The organism is Allocoprococcus similis, from assembly GCF_054660775.1.
This window is the reverse complement of the sequence record NZ_BAAHSG010000016.1, coordinates 54,677-72,009: the sequence shown is the minus strand read 5'-3', so window position 1 is coordinate 72,009 and position 17,333 is coordinate 54,677. Positions and strand designations below refer to the sequence as shown.

Here is a 17,333-nt window from a genome sequence, read left to right as displayed (position 1 = left end):
TTATACTGCACCTCTTTCCATCATTGATTTTCCCGTCTCTTCATCAAGGTTTATAAAAGCCACATTATCACAGGCTTCTTCTGCAATGCTGACACAATTATCTGCCATACGGTCAAAATTATACATGATCCCAGAAAAATATCTTGTCATAGACGCATCACAAACCTCATTTTTTACACGGTTTAAATGTGCCTTACTGTATTTTTTCTCTGCTTTATGCATTTTTTTCTTATTTTTAAAAACTGTTTCAGCCACTACAGCATCACCCTTACGGATTGCCTCCATTGCTTTCTTTAAAAGCTGCTGGATAATATCAATGCAGTCTTCCATTTCTGAGGAGGCTTCACTGGTCAGTCTTTTTCCATTGTTATTTACTTTTTCACATATCTGGTCAATATCTTCACATCTGTCTGCAATCCTCTGAATACTATTGTTTACATACAGTAACCCTGCCGTCTGCTCAGACTGTTGTTCTGTAAGGTTTCCGCTTGCGAATAATCTGGTAATATATTCTGTCACACTGTCCTGTAACTGATGTACAATCTCCAGATTTTCTATAAACGAACCATGAGTTTTTGAGTCTCCATCTGCTACAATCGCCGTTTTTAAATCACTTAACAGAGATTCTGCCAGTTCTCCAAGTCGGTTCAGTTCCTTAGATACCAGAACCATAGCAGCCGCCGGCTGTTCAATCACTTTCATATCCAGATATTTGGGTTCAAAAGCTGCTTTCTCTGTTTTGTCATTTCCACGGATGATTGTTGTAACAATTTTTACCATCAGCGGAATCAGTGGCAGCCAGACCAGTGTACAGACGATATTAAACGTTGTATGTGCATTTGCAATCTGTCTTGAAATCACATCAATCTCATTTCCCTTTGGTGAAATAAACTGGACAAATTTTGCAAACCACGGAACCAGGAAAATAAAAACGCAGCTTCCACTGATATTAAAAATACTATGCGCAATTGCTGTACGTTTTGCATTTTTAGATTGTCCAATTGATGCAAGAAGTGCTGTGATCGTTGTACCTATATTATCTCCAAGAAGAATCGGAATCGCACCGGTAAGCCCTATTACACTGCTTACTCCGTCCGGTCCTGCCTGTGATGCAAAATTCTGCAGAACTGCAATCGTAGCTGAACTACTCTGCACAACCAATGTCATGACCGCTCCCAGTACAACACCAAGAACCGGAATGGATGAAACTTTTCCCATCAGATCAACAAAGACCGGACTTCCCGCCAAAGGTTTCATGACTTCACCCATGATTTCAATTCCTTCAAATAAAAGTCCGAATGAAAAAATTACCATACCGATATTTTTAACCTTTTCTTTTTTGCTAACAAAGTTCAGAATAAATCCAACAAAGATAATTGGATAAATATAATTGCTGATTTTAAATGCCATCAGCTGTGCCGTCATAGTGGTTCCTATGTTGGCACCAAAGATAACAGAAATTGCCTGCGGAAGACTCATAAGTCCCGCACTGACAAAACCGATAACCATAACTGTCGTCGCTGAACTGCTCTGCAATACAGCTGTTACAAGTGCTCCGGCAAGTGCTCCCATAATTGGATTTCTTGTAAGAAATCCAAGGATTTTTTTCATTCGTTCTCCTGCGGCTTTCTGAAGTGCATCACTCATGCTGTTCATTCCATAAAGGAACAAGGCAAGGCCACCGATCAGACCAAAAACCACTTTCACATTCTCGTTCATTTCTCTTTCCTCTCCTGTTATTATATAAGATCTACATTTTCCTATACAATTATAGAAGACAGAAATCAAATCTATGTGAGTGCTTGTGTAAAATAGGTGTAAAAATCAATGGAAATCTTTATAATGTTATAATTGACTTATTCATTTTTCACCTGCTGACATATAGTTTTCATTACGATTTATTATTCAGTCTACGTAATACCAACATCGCCTCATTCCTTACATTTTTGAACGTTCTGTCCGGTCTTCCAAGAAAATATCCTTGTCCGTAATGAACACCTAATCTACACAGACACTCCAACTCTGCTTCTGTTTCTATCCCTTCTGCAATCAGAATTGCTCCTGTCTCATTACAGTAATGCAACAGAAATTCCATCATAATTTCCTTTTTCTTATGTTTTTGAATATCTCTGACCAGTTCTATATCAATTTTTAAGTAGTTTGGCGATGTATTTACTACACGGTTCAGACCAGAATATCCAGCTCCAACATCATCCAAAGCTATTTCATATCCCTGATCTGCATAATGCTTCATAATCTGTTGCAGAATCTGATAGTTTTCTATATCCGACCGTTCCGTTATTTCAAATACAATGTCACAGGACGGTACTCCGGCTTTCGCAGCCTTACGGTTTGTAAATCCCTGTATGAACGATTTATCCTGAATGATATTACCATCTACATTAAGAAATAATTTTGCATGTTCTGGTTTATTCGCCGCTGCCTTCAATGCTTTATTTCTGCACAATTTTTCCAATTTCCAAACACAGCCTACCTGTTCAGCAATCACAAACAAATCTGAAATCATAAGAGTCGTATCATGCCTGTCGATACGACTAAGAGCTTCATATCCTGCCACATCTCCAGTCTGTAAATTTACAATCGGCTGAAATACCGGATATATAGCCTTTCTTTCTAATATTTTATAAAATTCATCTGCATTTTTTACTTTCATTATTTCTTCTCTGCCTCTGTGAATACATTTTCTGTAACCCTATCAACCCACTATATGATATCATCACTTTTTCATCCTTCAATCAGATTTAAGTAAAATCATAGTAAATTTTCACCATTGTTCAGCCAGACCAATTCTTATATAACACAAAGCAAATACGTACTACCACCTGTTTTTTATTATGAAAACTATATTAAATGAGGCTCTTACTGTCTATACAATAAAAGCCTCGTTATATATAGTCTATGTTCTGATTATTCAGATCTTACTGTCTTTTTCACACACCAGTCTTTCATAATCCAGAAATCCCCGGATATACATTTCTTTTGCCACAATTCCCTCCATTGCATTTTTCGCTGAAATAATCCTGTCCAGTGTCTGCCACATCTCCTGTCCGCCATCTCTGAGGACCGGTTCCAGTATTTCTATGTAATGATGAATTTCTGCTTCCAGAGTGAACATCTCCGGGTCAGATTCAAGAAATCTTTCCAGCTCCCGCTGGTATTCTTCATAATAACTTTCAATCAGTTCTCTTCTCATATCTAGAATCCCCCTTATACATAAATCAGTTCCTGCTTGATGATCTCAGCAGCCCGGTTGCGGATATTGTTACAGTGGCATAGCCATTCCATAGGATTCTGTCTCTTCAGTTCCTCGGAAACTCCCTCCGCACTTCGCATCTGAGTTTCGATCAATTCAAAGCGTTCCTGTGCCTGTTCATTCAGATCTGCCAAATAACTGTCCAGCCTGGCGGTCAGAAGAAGATATGTATAAGTTCCAGATTTATGTTCTTTCAGATATTCCTTCCGAAGCATTCCCCATAAGCCAATCGGTCTGGTTTCCTCCGGGTAGTAAAGATTCGGTAAATAATAGTCTCCCACTTTTGTGTATTCGATTTTCATGGTGTCTCCTTTCGCTTTGCATGAAATTGTCATGTTATCTGCGTAGGATGTGCATTTTCTCTTTAAAATCTTTTCACATAGAAGACATTAAGTGCTTGATCCCCTGGGATTTTGCACCTGGGTTATCATTTCCGTAACCTTCGAGAAGGTTTACAACACCCCATGCGCCCAGACCTGCGCCCAGGGCGATCACAAGGATCTTCAAAGTATCAATCGCGCTTGCAAAAAATGCCATATAGTTCCTCCTTTAATTTCAGAAATTTTAATTTGTGATATGGCCGTATCAGGCCGGAAACAAAAAAAGCCGCCGCACTGTTTTTAGAAAAAAATCTGTTTCAAACAGCACGGCGGCATGGGGCAGGAAAAATCCTGCGGTTATTTACTTTTCAGGGAGAATCACGAATCCTCAAAAAATCCTCCTTTCATCGTGACAAAAACAAAGCCTGCCAGGGCGTCATGCTTTGACAGGCAGGAACAACTCTATAAAGTCTGGGAAGCCAGATCTTCGGCTGTGACTTCATAATTACGGTATCGTTCACCGGGACGCATCGGCATCCGGGTAGAAAGAAACTTTTCGATATTAAAAGCGTTCTTCTCATTAAAATCGGAAAGCAGTTTGTAATTTGGGTGTTTGGTTATATCGTATTTCCGGGAGAGGAACGGCCGCACACCCCTGATCTGCAGCAGACATTTGCCCCCGTCCATAACTGCCAGTTCATCCACCGACATCAGATCTTTGCCACATTGTCAAGTGATGAATTCAAGAAAACGGCAGCCGCAAAGAAAAATCTTTGTGGCTGCCGTTCTAATTGGCGGCTTGAAGCAAAAAAATCCCCGGTTGTACCAGGGAAATAAAAACTTTAGTATAGCCTAAAAGAGAAAGCTAGCGCCTTGAGGCGCGGCCAAGTAGAGTGGGCTTAAAGCCTGCGTCCCGAGCCACCCGTTTTACGGGTGGCAGCGACTCCTTGTCTGTTTATCTTATACTTGTCAATTTATATTATCCAATAATGTGAATTATAATATGACAGTACGGATGCATATTATAGAAACATAACTTTGAAAGAATCAAGCATAACCTGTGGAGTGACTCTTCAACGGATAAACTATTTTCACTTCATACAGTTCCGACATATGGAATAAGGAACACCAATCGCCCTCAATACAACTTTCTTTCTATTAGTTAAAAATGCACATAATCAAAAAAGAAAATCGACTTATTTTAGACAAATTCATTGACAAGTTCTGCTTTAGGTGATAAAATAAAAGTGAAAAGTCGAAATTTATATTGTTGGGAGGTAAGACCGATGATTTGTTTTAAGGTTAAGTTGCCTAACTTAATAATGGAGCATTTTTACCGACGCTGCCAGCTTTGGAGGCTTAGAATTAAAATTGTTTCTATTTGCGCATAAGTTAGGCATGATTATTTGTCTACTTATGCGCTTTTTTATTTGAATTTTCAGTATTAGCAGAAAGGAAGTGTTATACATAGATAACATATGGCTTATCCTTTTGCTTCTATTAAGTTTTTTTATGATTTTTAAGCCGGAACTTTTATGGAAAATTGAACACTTCTTTTCTGTAAAAGGCGGTGAACCTACAGATTTATATCTTGGTTTGATGCGGGTTGCTGGAGTATTCTTTTTTATTGCATCCATCATTTGCATTATTGTTTTGGTTTTATAAGAGAAGGGGGGCTTTTAATGAAAAAGCTAACACGTAAGATTGTTGCACTTACTCTTTCCTTGGTTATGTGCATAAGTTTTTCTAACACTACTTTTGCTTATGCCGACAACGAGAATATCAGTTCTTCTGCTGAAGCAAGCAAAGTGAATTGGTGGAAGATTGGCTGGATTATCCTTTCAGATTATGTGGAAAAGCTTATCGATCTCGATGGACAGAGTGAAAAGGATAGTAGTTGGGCCTATCTTGTTTCACCTAGCATAGAATATAACACGGGTGATATGGGGCCTGAGGTTTATTTTCGTCCAGAAGTAGATAACAGCGTTGGTTCTATCCGTATGCATGGACATAGGATTATCTTTGTCGATATTTTTACACAGATTGCACTCATCTTGTCAGATGCCTCTGGTGATACGGTAAGTCAAGCAACTACTGGTACAAATCAGTATATGTTTTATACAAAGAAAGCAGGAGACAGTTCTGGTACATGGAAAGCACAGTTTGTTTCAACTGAGACATACAAATGGCAGTTGTATTATGCCCATTATTACAATGCCAATGCTCGTTCAAGTGTTCCTATGACGGAAGATGGATTTTACTTTGGGGATAATAACAGAGTTTATCAATTCTCTGTTGCAGAATCTTACAGACTTAATTCTCTTCCTCCAGAGGTTGTTGATATGACACAACTTAATGCTCAATTTATTAATCCTGCTGATGGAAAAACTGTAGATTATCTCAAAGACTTTAATGCTGGAGATCAAGTTCATTTCTCTGATATAATTATTGACATTAGTTATGATGCGACTGAGGATGCGACTACATTTTATTTTACCGAGGATACTTATGAGGAAAACATAGGATGGAAATTTGCAGGAAATCTTCTTGACCAATATTCCGCTGGTGATGTTCTGAATCTAACTTTTGATGTGTTGAATGTCGGAAACTATCAGGGCATTACTTTTGAAAGCCTCGACTACTTTGAAGCAGCTTACGCGCATAATAACGGTGCCGCTTATCCCAATATTCAAGATTACCAATAATTTGATTTTGACATAAGGACTTATAGAAGAGGGCGTGTTGCGGATAATTTTCTGCAACGCGCCCTTTTTAGTATGCTTTAGCAAAATAAAGTTATCCCTTTTACTCTGGCCAAAGGAATAACTTTATTGCCTGATAGCATTAAAAGAAAATTGTTGTATCACTTTTGATATAAATTAAAAGTATTTAGCGTCTAAATTCTACCTTGACATTTCCCCAACAAAATTGTAAATAATCTTAACCTCCTGTGTCCTCTGACCATCAATCTTCTTGATTTCTCCAATCAGAATCCGGCTAATGAGCCGGTTCAGCACCGCCTCGTCCAGTTCCTCGATGGCGGCATAGCGCCGGATTTCCTTGATAAAAGTGCGGACTTCGCTTTCTTGCGCATCGGCACGACCTTGCATCATTGCCAGGTCATGCAGGCGTTTCTGGTTGGATTCCTGCTCCTGTTCCAGCGCCGCCGTCAGCTTCACAAACCGCTGCTCGGTCAGGATGCCTTTGGCCTTATCGGTGTACAGGCTCAGGAACATCCCGTCAATTTCCTGATTTCGGGCTTCCAGCCGCAGGCGTTCCTTTTCTGTCTGGGAGGCGTCCACCAGATACCGGTGCTCCATCCGGCGGCTGAGCCGCTGGTAGAACGCATCGGCATCCTTCATAGCCTGCGCCGCCAGTTCCTGAATGTCTTTCAGCACCAGATTGTATAAATCCCTGGCCTCGATCTTGTGGCTGGAACAGACCTTGCAGCCCATGCGGTTGTAGGTCTGGCAGATATAGTACGCCTTGTCAATCGGCTCCCGCATTTCGCCGGTGAAGCGGTTCTTCCCGGTTCGGCCCACTTTCTCATACCGCACCTGCATGGACTTCCCGCAGGTGGCGCAGTAGACCAGACCGTGGAACAGATTATAAAAGGGGCAGGAATTCCCCTGAATGGTCGGCCTGCGGTCAATGAGTTCCTGCACCTGTTCCCATTCCTCCGGCGTCACAATGGCCTCATGGCAGCCCTCGATCACTTCCCACTGGTCACGGGGAATAATGTCATAGGTGTTGGAGCGGATGCCTTTCTGATGCGTCCGAAAGACCAAATGTGCGCCCTTATAGAATGGATTTCTCAGGATGTGACTGATTCTGGCTCCGCCCCAGAAATAATAGTTGGCGTCAAACTCCGTGTTGGCTTTGACATGGGTGATTGGGATTTTTTCTTCCATCAGACGTTTGGAAATCCTCATGCAGCCCAGCCCGTCAAGGGCATAGTCATAGATTTTGCGGATGATTGGCGCTGTCTCAGGGTCAATGATGAGATGCCCCTTGTCCTCCGGGTCACGCATCAGGCCGAAGGGCGGCGTCCCTCCGCAGAACTTCCCCTGCCGGGAGCGGGTGGTGATGCCTGCCAGCACCTTTTTAGAAATATCCCGGCTGTACATATCGTTCAGGATATTCTTAAAGGGCGTAATGTCCATCTCCTGACGGGTCAGGCTGTCCACGCCGTCCGTGATGGCGATATAGCGTACATTGTGTTTGGGGAAAAAGATTTCGATATAGCTGCCAGCTTCAATATAGTTCCTACCAAGCCTGGATAGGTCTTTGGTGATGACGCAGCCGATCTTCCCCGCCTCAATGTCAGCGATCATGCGCTGGAAGGCAGGGCGGTTGAAATTGCGGCCCGTATAGCCGTCATCCACATAATATTCATACTGGAACATTCCATGCTTTTCAGCAAAGTCCCGAAGCATGATTTTCTGGTTGCTGATGCTCATACTCTCGTTGTCGCCGCCGTCATCCAGAGAGATGCGGCAGTAGAGAGCGGTGATTTTCTCATAGACTTGTTTTTTCCTGCTCATAGCGTTCTCCTTCTATGAACAGGGACACGATACCATTATAGTACCATGTCCCTGCCCCTGAATCAACCGTTTTTACGCAGCGTTTTCGGCCATTTCCCGCTGCTGACGCCATTCCTCGAAGTGTTCGCAGGTCTGACGCTCAATCAGCTGCTCAAAGGCTTCCCGCATGGACTTCTCCCCGGAGAACTCCCGCACCACCACAAAACGGACTTTATTTTTCTGCTGTTTGCTTTTTTCCATAGGCTACCTCCATAGAGTAGCAGGCCAGACGGCAGCACTGGCAACGAAGTCCGGCAACGAACCTCTGAAAACCTGTAAACTACCGTCTGACCTGCAAATCTTACTTTATCAATTTTCTTGAAAAATCTCGTTGTTTTCGTTGCCGGAGATAGAGATAGATATTAGAAAATACCTTATTTACAGGCTTTTTCCGTATCCAGACCGGAGAATCCCCGGCAACAAACCCGGCAACCAAGTGGCAACCATCCCGGCAACAGACCGCTAATTTTATGCGATCCACTCCTTCGGCAGTTCCAGCTGGCAGCATTCTTCCTCGGTCAGCTCCACAAATCCATCTTCGTTGCCGGGCAGTTCGTTGCCGGAAACGTCCCGTTCCCAGCCCCTCTGCCTGCCATATCCGGTGAACATCCGGGGATTGGAGAATGGTTTCCAGCCCGTCACCACCGTGTTCATGATCTCGTTGATATTGTGCAGCTGCCACCGCTTCGGCTCATCGTAGGTGTGGCCCAGCGCCTCCTTGAACAGCTGTTTGGAGCAGACCATGCTGCCGGTGTAGTGTTCCAGAAAGCCCTGTATCTGTCCGGCCTCGGTGTCCTCCGGCATGAAATCCTTCTGCACCTCCACCAGCTGGCGCTGGATGGACTTGCTGAACTTCATAGAGTAGTGGCCGCTGCGGTAAATCGTCATGGCCTCCGCCCAGACCTGTAAAAGATAGGCTCTGGAGGCGTCCTCGTCCTCCAAAATGTGAACCTCTGCATTCTCCGGGTAAATCATGATCGGCAAAAAGCGCCGATTTCCGGCCCGGTCAAGGGGCAGGAAGTCCAGTGTGTTGGACGAACCGCCGAACACACACTGCCGCAGCCGGTCTTTGGGCTGGGCCTCGTAGGGCGTCCGGTAGGTTTCCTTCTGGCGGCTGATAAAGGAGCGGATTTCTTCAATGCTTTTGGCGCTGCTGGTAGCCAGCATCTCCGACATTTCGATAATCCAGTGTCCTTGCAGCTTCAGATACACCCTGTCATCGTCCAGTTTTTTCAGGTCGTCACTGAACCACTCGTCCCGGATCGCCAGCAAGCGGAAGAAGCTGGACTTGCCAGCCCCCTGACCGCCCACCAGACAGAGCATTTCCTCATATTTGGAGCCGGGGCGGAATACCCGCCGGATAGCCCCCAGCAAAAAGTGTTTCAGCATTTCCTCCACATAGTCGCTCTCGTCCGCACCTAAGAAATGATGGAGACAGGAGCGGATGCGGGGCGTCCCGTCCCAGACAAGGCCGTTTAGCACGTCCTGTATGGGATGGTAGCAGTTCTCATTCGCCACGATGGAGAGCGCCGCCGTCATCTTTTTCTCACTGGTCAGGCCATAGGTCTGCTCAAAATAGAGAAGCAGATATTTCACGTCCGTATCCGTCAGGGCACTGGTATTCCTGCGCCAGCCTAAATCCTGTACAATGTCCACCCGGTCAGTCAAAAGGTTCAGGCGGATCGCCCCACGCAGGAGAGGGTCATGGCAGAACACCGTCCGGCAGTTGCCGATGGTGTTGGCGGGCTGGCCCTTCTCGGTGACGGACAGGCTTTCCCGCACCTCATCAACGCTCCGCTCCGGCGCTAAGGCTTCGGCTGCGCTCATGGCGGCCTGCCGGGTGGCTAGCGGTAAACTCTGATATTCGCTGCTCAATCTTCCTCACCTCTTTTCCATACTCAGCGACCACGGAAGCACGTTCCTCCATGCTGCCGGACAAGAGAATATCCAGCAGATATTCCGTGTACGGTTTCTTTTGCAGGGCCTCCACGAACAGCGGATTCCACGCTTCATCCGGCGTCTGCGGGGCGTATTCCTTCTCCCAGCGTTCCAGCAGATGCAGGTAATTGCACAGCACCCGGAAACATTTCTGCTCCGCCTGCCGGTAACGCAGTTCCTCGCTGATTTTTCGCTTGACCGGCCTCCTGCGGGGCGGGTCATGGCCTTTGGCGTCATAGTGGACAGAGAAATCCTCCGCCAGCTTCAGCGCCGCCTCCTTACTGCTCAGACTAAACAGACGGGCGGTAAAATCAATCACATCCCCATCTGCCTGACAGCCAAAGCAGTGGAACCGATGGTCAATCTTCATACTGGGATGTTTGTCATCATGGAAGGGACAGCAGGCCATGCCATTCCTGCCAACCTGCACCCCGTAATATTCCGCAGCCTGCCTTGTGGTGACAGACTCCTTCACCGCTTCAAATATATTCGATTTTCTCACCTCCAGGCAGAGAAAAAAGCACCCGTTTCCGCAGAAAATCAGGTGCCTCATAACTCCATATCGTGTTTCTTTTTCGGAGCAATCCGCCCCTCACGTTCCCAGCGTTCCCGGTTATCTCGGTCAGCGTTCAGCCTGCCTTTCGCCAGCTTCTCCCGGATGGATTCTCTGGCCTTCTCCTTAATCTGCTCCTTACCGGCCTTCTTGACCTCCGGCTGCATGAGAGTTTTCTGGATTTTTGCCAGGGCGTTCTGCATGACCCGTTTGATTTTGGTAATCACTCCATCCAGACGGGCGGCAGCGTAGTCACGCTCCTTCTTCGGGGCCTTGCGCTCCGGCGAAAGCACCCATTTTTTCGATTCTTCCACCAGACGAATATCTTCCTTGTGTGTCTCCTGCCGGACGGTATCGGTCACCACCTCCACCGCCTTGTCATAGGCCGCATCGGAAACATCATCTAACAGCGTCTCCACGTCCTCGATTTTGAGCGTCAGTTCTTCCAGCTTCTGCTCCTGCGCCGCAAGCTGCTCCTTCTGCTTCATCAGGATATAATCCTGTTTTTCCAGATAGTCCCGCCCGCCGTAGGACGGCTCCTGATCCAGATGCAGCCCATGCCGTCTGGCGATGTCAAACAGGATCGTCCGGCAGACCGCATCAAAGGTCTGCTTGCGGTTGTTGTTCCGGCCTTTGGGCTTCTCCGGGTTGGGGAGAGGGATGCCAAGTTCTTCCAGCGCCTTTTCCTGCTGGGGGCACAGTTCCCCATAGCGGTTCTCACAGTCAAAGACGTGCCGCTCATGGATGTGGGGCGTCCCCTCGTCCAGATGGAGCGCCCAGTCCAGGATGTGGATATGGGAACCGAAGCGGCGCTCAAATTCCTGATAAAACTCATTGACGATGGAAAAGAGCGTATCCGGCGAGACGGATTCTCCCATCGTGCCGATCTGGTAGATACTTTCCTCCGGGCAGGTCTTGTTGTTTTTCAGCAAGTCCTCCACAGTGCGGTTGCGCTCGGTGTGCCGGGTTTTCTCATTCCGGGCGTTCTGAGCTTCCACATAGCCGCCGTAATGCTCGTAGTAATACATCCGCTCGATTTCCTCAAAGCTGAAATCCGGCTGCTCCGGGTTCTCCCGGAACTCATGGGTGGTAAAGCCCCGGTAGCAGTCCCAGTAGACATTTTGCCTTGCCCGTTCTGCGTCAATGTGTTCGCTGTTCTCCACATCGAACCGGCGGTCATTGTGGCGGGGATTATAGGTGCCATGCTTGCCGGAGCGTCCATTGTGTCGTGTCAGTTTCAAACAGATTTCCTCCTTCCTGCGAAGATGTTCTGGGGCCGGGGAAGGGGCGGCGAAGCCGCAAATCCTGCGAATTTTGCGTCAGGTAATACCCAATACAAGTTGACGCAGGCATCAACTTTCCCTGGGCAAGGCGTTTCACCCTTGACCCGATGGGGCGGCTGCCCTCAACCTGCCAAGGCACTTCGTCCTTGACCCGATAATGGCTGCCGCCCTTAACCTGCCAATGGGCGTTGCCCCTTGACCCCAGCAGTGCGCTGCCGCCCCTGCACCCCGCCACAAAGGGCTGGCCGCCCTCTGTACTTCCGCACCGGCGAAGCTGGCTTCCACCGCAGGAACGGTGTTTGCCAGTTTCACCGGCTCCGTATCCACACATTTGCGCCCATAGGCGGGGAGTGGATACGGAATACGCCTGCGGGGATTGCCGGTCAAAACATCGGGTGCAGACCCGTCATTTTTCCCGTAAACACCCCGATTTTAGGCGATTTTTTCTTCCGTTACCACCACCTGAAAGCCATGCTCCTTTGCGTACTCCCTTGCGGCGGCTTTCCGTTCTTCGCTGTACGGAGGCACCAGCCGGATCGACAGCCGGGACTTGTCCAGCACATAGGTCACGCTGCCCTCCGGCGTGCTGCGCTCCAACCGGCACAACAGTGGGTACTTCCGGCTGAAATCAGCCAGCCTGCGCTTCAAGCTGGCGTTGAAGGTGTAGACGCTGGCAAGGTTCTCCGCCTCGTTCCAGTTGATGATGGTTTCTTTCTCATACTTAGACAGCTTCTTCATACAGATCCTCCTCATAATCGGTGTAAGATTTCAGCACACGCAGGTTGCGCTTGAGACGGCGGTACTCGTCCATCTCCATGCGCAGATGGTGATAAAAATCCTCGTACCAGCTTTCGTTCATCTCCGTCTCCACCTTCCGGGCCAGCCCCAGCATCCGGCGTTTGGCCTCCGGGTCAACCGTCAGAGCCGTCAGCCATTTCAGCCGTGTCACCGTATTGTGGTGGCTGAGACAGCCGTAAGCGTAGAGAATCTTCTTTTCTTTCATACTCAGTGTCATAATGATTTCCTCCATTTCTTTGCTGCGGAGCCATGCGCCCCGCATGATAAACTTGTTTCCTGTCCGCCGGTCTGCCTGCAAGCCGCTCCTGCCCGGAATTTCTCCCGGCGTATCGGCCTCTTTGGTGTGCTCGATTTCTGTCCTGGCGTCACTTCCCCGGAGGCCATACCCCTTGCAGCCGGTCATTCGATTTTCAAGGTTCTGTGCCTGTCTGCAAGAACCAGTTTACCGAAAAAAGAGGCCCTTTCCCGTATATCCAAAACGTCGGAAAAACGCTCGAAATCCGCATATTTCCACGCTTATGGAATCGTGCTATAATGGGTGTAATCACTGAAAAAGATAACGAGAGAGGGGGCTTTGGATGTACGCAAAGCTGACAATCCCGGAGCGGCTCAAAGACCTGCGGGTGGTGGACAAGCACCTGACGCTGGAACAACTGGCGGAGCAGACCGGCCTGTCTAAATCCGCGCTGGGAAAATACGAAACCGATGACTACAAGGACATCAGCCCGTTTGCGATTGCAACGCTGGCGGACTTTTACGGCGTGTCCACCGACTATCTGATGGGGCTGACGGAAAATAAAAATCACCCAAACACAGAACTTCAATCTCTGCATCTGAGTGATGATATGGTGGAACTTTTGAGCAGCGGCAAAATCAACAACCGGCTTCTCTGCGAACTGGCTGCCCACCCGAATTTCCGGCGGCTGATGATAGATATGGAAATCTGCATCGACCAGATCGCCAATATGCGGGTGGAGCAGATGAATCTGGTGTTGGAGGCCACCCGGCAGACCGTCATGAGCAAGTATGCGCCCGGAGAAGATGACCTCTATATGCGGACGCTGGAACTGGGGCAGGTGCAGGAAAGCGATTTTTACAGCCATGTCATGCACGATGATCTGGACAGCATCGTCCGGGACATCCGGGAAGCACACCGCAAGGACAAGACCACCGCCGACCCGCAGCCCACGCTGGATGACGTCAAGGAAAAGTTTGAACAGGCGCTCGAACAGGGCAGCCAAGAGGAAGTGGTAATCCACGAATTTTGCGACAGAATGCAGATACCCTTCGAGAAGATTTCCTCAGAGGACTTCTCTGCATTTTTGCGGATACTGAGCCTGTCCAAAATGCTCAAAAATCCCAACAACATGAGAGGAAAGGCCAAGCCGCAGCCGTACTATGCGCCCAAGCGGAAGAAACGCAGATAACAGGAAAGCCGCCCAATCTGTACCGTTGGACGGCTTTCGACCCGTTTGTGGGCGGAATAAAATATGTGGTTATACATCCGTTAGCTGACCGTTTTCATCAGCTTTTTCATAAACTTCCAGAGACGGATGCCATCTTTGAGGCCCAGCCGGTAAAAGAAGCACTCGCTTTCTGCACCAGAATCGAAAATAGAATCACAGTAGTGTCTTACAGCGTCCTTCTGTTCCTCAGACAATGCGCTGATTGCTTTTTCATACTCGTTTTCCAAGCGAAGGCAGTCCTCTTTTTTCTCCGTGCCGGTTTCTGCCTCCCGCCACTTAGCAAACTGGCTCTGCATCCGCTCCTGAATCATCAAATCAACCAATTTTTCTATATCTGTACCCATAAGCGCCCCTCCTTATGCTGGGCGGATATAATTCCGGTATGTTTCCAGGACGGAATCTGACACACCGCTTTTATATACTTTGCGGATGTCGGAGATTTCCTCTTGCTTCAGCAGTTTCAGCCATTTCAGCAGCTCAGCCCTGCCGTTGGCAAAGTTACAATAACGCCCATCGGCGTATTCGATACGGTATCTCATAGACAGGCACCTCCTTAAACAAAAATCATCTCAGAGAGGATGATTTCCTCTGCTCGGCTGCGAATGCTGTTCATGCCCCCGACCCACGCAAGCTGGTCACGGGCTTTCAGTTCCTCGGTGACACCCTCCGCCTCCTGCATCTGCGAGACGATACACGCCAGCCGGTCAGCGGCCTGTTCGTTCAGGTCAGCAAGATATGTCCAGAGTTTTCCCGACAGAAGCAGGGCATTGTACTGGCCGGGCCGGTGTTCTTGCAGAAACGCTTTGTGCATCCGGCCCCACCGCCCAATGGGGCGGCTTTCCTCCGGTAGCTCCAGATCGGGGATGTAGTAGTCTCCCACCAGCGTGTAGCTGATTCCGTTTTGATGGATTTTCTTTGGTAAATGCTCCATGTTCGACCTCCTGTATTCAGTTATTTCAGAATCCAGTTGATCGTGTCCCTGTTCATGATAAATTCAAGGCAACTGAACTCTTCACGAACAAGTATGGCATATCCTTTCCCAGCTTTTGAAAATTTTGTCCGTGGGATTCCTGATTGCCCTTTGTGACACTGGTGTTATACAGATCAATAGTCTCTTTCCCTAATAGGGAGTTCCAGCTTTTTAAGGTAGTTTCTTCTTTGCCTCCTAAGAAAAGAGAGGCGTCACAGTTACCGATGATGGTGTCCATGTTGTCTTTATACAGAGCTTTGAGCTGGCTTTGCGCCTGCAGCACCAAGCAGGCAGAGATCTCACGGCTTCGGATGGTCGCCATAAGACGCTCCAGGTTCGGGATCTGCCCGATATTTGCCGCCTCGTCGATCAGGCAGCGCACATGGATGGGAAGCCTGCCCCCATATACATCATCCGCCCGCTCGCATAAGCGGTTAAACAAAATGGAATAGATCAGACTGATCAAAAATGCAAAGGTTCCGTCCGTATCACTCATAATAAGGAAAAGAGCGGTCCGTTCATCCCCCAGCATATCCAGATCCAGCTCGTCATACATGGTAATTTCCCTGACTTCTTTAATGTCAAAAGGAGCCAGTCTGGAAGCACAGGAAATAAGGATCGACTTCGCTGTTTTTCCGGCAGCGAGCTTATATTTTTTATATTGACGCAGGGCAAAATGATCCGGGTCTTTCTGTTCCAGAGCGTCAAAGAGAAGGTCAACGGCATTTTTGAATGACTCGTCATCCTCACGGACCTCCATTGCGTTCAGCATTTCTACCAGTGTGGCAAAATTCTGTTCGTTTACCGGAGCTTCATAGTAGATATATCCGATCAGTGCCGTATAAAGCAAGGTTTCTGCTTTGACCCAGAAATCGTCTCCGGCTTTTCCTTCGCCTTTGGTATTGGCGATCAGGGTAGTGACGATCTTCAGAATATCTTTCTCGGAGTGAATGTAGGCGAATGGGTTAAAGTGCATACTTTTCTGAAAATTGATCGTATTGAATACCCGTATTTTATAGGGCTCATAGATGATCTTTCCTTTTTCATTACGCACAGGCTTTCCGTCCTTGTCCAGCTTTGGCGTGCCTCGCTGCAACATCTTTCCGCATTCCACAAGAACTGTACCTTTCGGATCGGTGACGACGTAGGAACTGTGCATTTGCATCAGATTGGGCTTGATGAAAAAGCGCGTTTTTCCCGAACCTGATCCTCCGACTACCAGTACATTTTTATTTCTTGCATTGGCCGGATTTTTGGGCCTTCCGTTTAACATCAGTCCTTCACTTTGGGTAAGAATGATATTGTTTTCCGGCTTTGGGTCCATAAACGGGGCAATATCGGCTTTATTTCCCCAACGGGCTGAACCGTATTCCACATTTTTGCGGTATTTCTTAGCGTCTTTCCCTCTAAGATAGACTGCCAGCCGCATAATGGCTGCACCGCATAAACCGATCAGCCAGTCCATTGCCGCCCCCGGCCACATATTCTGAAACGCAAGGGCAAAGCCTTCGGACAGTCCTAACAGCTTTTGGGAAGCGTCTGCTCCAGGAGCCAGACGCACCGCCTCGCCCAGCTTGGCAAATACCAGAAGAAACAGAAGATACGGAAGATGGAGAATGACCTGTTTTTTCAGTGTTTCTGCATCGATCTTCATCGTTCCGGTCCTCCGTGTTCTTTGTTCTTTACACGGTCACGACCAAGCGACTGTGCCAGTTCTTTGAACTTATGAAGCTGTGTAAGCAGCGACGGTCTGCTGCTGCGTGTAAGGTCTTTCTTTGTATATTCCTTAAAAGCTGCCGTCAGTGCATCCGCCTGGTTTGCCTTGAAATATACCGTCCATTTTGGGGGATCGGTCCCAAGTTCCTTTTCTATATGGTAGCGTACCTGATGTTTTCTGGCATACCGTTCAAAAGAGCGGATTCGCCCTGAAACTTCAATGGTATTGGCTCCGGGGTCTTTATAAGTCAGCCGCTTCATGCTGTTGCGCCCGACTTTTGGCATTGTGCGTTCCTGTTCCATCTTTTGGAGTACCGCAGCAATAGCCGCACGCAGTACCCGCCCTGACAGTTTTGCTGCCTGTATAGAAACAGAAACCGTTCGTTGTTCGAGATCTTCCTGCAAGAGCATCCTCCTTTCTGATAAAATCGG

Annotated in this window: 18 protein-coding genes and 3 pseudogenes; 3 read left to right on the top strand and 18 right to left on the bottom strand. The window is 47.5% G+C overall.

Features of this window, described 5'->3' with window-relative positions; all coding sequences use genetic code 11:
* The 6 genes and pseudogenes from ACYQ5K_RS08015 to ACYQ5K_RS07990 all read right to left on the bottom strand — a co-directional run.
* On the bottom strand, positions 1 to 1,719 hold the full coding sequence (locus ACYQ5K_RS08015; RefSeq protein ID WP_020944839.1) for a Na/Pi cotransporter family protein: 1,719 nt from the start codon (positions 1,717 to 1,719) through the stop codon (positions 1 to 3).
* A 172-nt stretch (positions 1,720 to 1,891) separates the two neighbouring features.
* A complete protein-coding gene (locus ACYQ5K_RS08010) occupies positions 1,892 to 2,674 on the bottom strand; it encodes an EAL domain-containing protein (protein ID WP_459777443.1) in 783 nt (260 codons plus the stop codon).
* A 258-nt stretch (positions 2,675 to 2,932) separates the two neighbouring features.
* On the bottom strand, positions 2,933 to 3,214 hold the full coding sequence (locus ACYQ5K_RS08005; protein WP_003864601.1) for a hypothetical protein: 282 nt from the start codon (positions 3,212 to 3,214) through the stop codon (positions 2,933 to 2,935).
* A gap of 14 nt (positions 3,215 to 3,228) precedes the next feature.
* Entirely contained in the window at positions 3,229 to 3,576 is a 348-nt protein-coding gene (locus ACYQ5K_RS08000; RefSeq protein WP_015543451.1) for a TnpV protein, read from the bottom strand.
* Positions 3,577 to 3,658: 82 nt separating this feature from the next.
* Positions 3,659 to 3,811, bottom strand: a pseudogene (locus tag ACYQ5K_RS07995) (Maff2 family mobile element protein); the annotation flags it as partial.
* Positions 3,812 to 4,056: 245 nt separating this feature from the next.
* Positions 4,057 to 4,317, bottom strand: a pseudogene (locus ACYQ5K_RS07990) (VirD4-like conjugal transfer protein, CD1115 family); the annotation flags it as partial.
* Positions 4,318 to 5,052: 735 nt separating this feature from the next.
* On the opposite strand from ACYQ5K_RS07990, the gene ACYQ5K_RS07985 reads away from it, so the two are divergent.
* Entirely contained in the window at positions 5,053 to 5,259 is a 207-nt protein-coding gene (locus tag ACYQ5K_RS07985) for a DUF6199 family natural product biosynthesis protein (RefSeq protein ID WP_334291862.1), read from the top strand.
* 17 nt (positions 5,260 to 5,276) lie between these two features.
* Complete coding sequence (locus tag ACYQ5K_RS07980) at positions 5,277 to 6,299, top strand: hypothetical protein (protein ID WP_055221986.1); 1,023 nt, start codon at positions 5,277 to 5,279, stop codon at positions 6,297 to 6,299.
* A gap of 198 nt (positions 6,300 to 6,497) precedes the next feature.
* On the opposite strand, the gene ACYQ5K_RS07975 is transcribed toward ACYQ5K_RS07980, so the two are convergent.
* From ACYQ5K_RS07975 to ACYQ5K_RS07945, 7 genes are all read right to left on the bottom strand, one after another.
* Positions 6,498 to 8,138, bottom strand: coding sequence for a recombinase family protein (locus ACYQ5K_RS07975; protein WP_055221983.1), 1,641 nt, complete (start codon positions 8,136 to 8,138; stop codon positions 6,498 to 6,500).
* A gap of 72 nt (positions 8,139 to 8,210) precedes the next feature.
* Entirely contained in the window at positions 8,211 to 8,378 is a 168-nt protein-coding gene (locus tag ACYQ5K_RS07970; RefSeq protein ID WP_171027916.1) for a hypothetical protein, read from the bottom strand.
* A gap of 267 nt (positions 8,379 to 8,645) precedes the next feature.
* Positions 8,646 to 10,004, bottom strand: coding sequence for a virulence-associated E family protein (locus ACYQ5K_RS07965; RefSeq protein ID WP_055221981.1), 1,359 nt, complete (start codon positions 10,002 to 10,004; stop codon positions 8,646 to 8,648).
* Positions 9,964 to 10,668, bottom strand: coding sequence for a CHC2 zinc finger domain-containing protein (locus ACYQ5K_RS07960; RefSeq protein WP_055266766.1), 705 nt, complete (start codon positions 10,666 to 10,668; stop codon positions 9,964 to 9,966). Before ACYQ5K_RS07960 ends, ACYQ5K_RS07965 begins: the two co-directional genes overlap by 41 nt.
* A complete protein-coding gene (locus ACYQ5K_RS07955; protein ID WP_117760454.1) occupies positions 10,665 to 11,909 on the bottom strand; it encodes a serine/arginine repetitive matrix protein 2 in 1,245 nt (414 codons plus the stop codon). The genes ACYQ5K_RS07960 and ACYQ5K_RS07955 overlap by 4 nt, the downstream gene beginning before the upstream one ends.
* A gap of 474 nt (positions 11,910 to 12,383) precedes the next feature.
* Positions 12,384 to 12,689 (bottom strand): hypothetical protein, encoded by a 306-nt coding sequence (locus ACYQ5K_RS07950; protein WP_055222220.1) that lies wholly within the window; start codon positions 12,687 to 12,689, stop codon positions 12,384 to 12,386.
* A complete protein-coding gene (locus ACYQ5K_RS07945; protein WP_226906287.1) occupies positions 12,673 to 13,152 on the bottom strand; it encodes a hypothetical protein in 480 nt (159 codons plus the stop codon). The genes ACYQ5K_RS07950 and ACYQ5K_RS07945 overlap by 17 nt, the downstream gene beginning before the upstream one ends.
* 175 nt (positions 13,153 to 13,327) lie before the next feature.
* On the opposite strand from ACYQ5K_RS07945, the gene ACYQ5K_RS07940 reads away from it, so the two are divergent.
* A complete protein-coding gene (locus tag ACYQ5K_RS07940; RefSeq protein WP_055266762.1) occupies positions 13,328 to 14,176 on the top strand; it encodes a helix-turn-helix domain-containing protein in 849 nt (282 codons plus the stop codon).
* An 80-nt stretch (positions 14,177 to 14,256) separates the two neighbouring features.
* Here the strand turns inward: ACYQ5K_RS07940 and ACYQ5K_RS07935 are convergent, their stop codons facing one another.
* The 5 genes and pseudogenes from ACYQ5K_RS07935 to ACYQ5K_RS07915 all read right to left on the bottom strand — a co-directional run bounded on the left by ACYQ5K_RS07935 (position 14,257) and on the right by ACYQ5K_RS07915 (position 17,312).
* Complete coding sequence (locus ACYQ5K_RS07935) at positions 14,257 to 14,559, bottom strand: hypothetical protein (RefSeq protein WP_055219875.1); 303 nt, start codon at positions 14,557 to 14,559, stop codon at positions 14,257 to 14,259.
* A gap of 12 nt (positions 14,560 to 14,571) precedes the next feature.
* The gene (locus ACYQ5K_RS07930; protein ID WP_055219873.1) at positions 14,572 to 14,754 is read right to left on the bottom strand and encodes a hypothetical protein; all 183 of its coding nucleotides are present in this window, start codon (positions 14,752 to 14,754) and stop codon (positions 14,572 to 14,574) included.
* Positions 14,755 to 14,768: 14 nt separating this feature from the next.
* A complete protein-coding gene (locus tag ACYQ5K_RS07925) occupies positions 14,769 to 15,146 on the bottom strand; it encodes a TnpV protein (RefSeq protein ID WP_055219871.1) in 378 nt (125 codons plus the stop codon).
* 97 nt (positions 15,147 to 15,243) lie between these two features.
* Positions 15,244 to 16,839: pseudogene (locus ACYQ5K_RS07920) on the bottom strand (VirD4-like conjugal transfer protein, CD1115 family); the annotation flags it as partial.
* Positions 16,836 to 17,312, bottom strand: a complete 477-nt coding sequence (locus tag ACYQ5K_RS07915; RefSeq protein ID WP_242869387.1) for a PcfB family protein — start codon at positions 17,310 to 17,312, stop codon at positions 16,836 to 16,838. The gene ACYQ5K_RS07915 and the pseudogene ACYQ5K_RS07920, both read right to left, overlap by 4 nt.
* Positions 17,313 to 17,333: the final 21 nt, after the last annotated feature.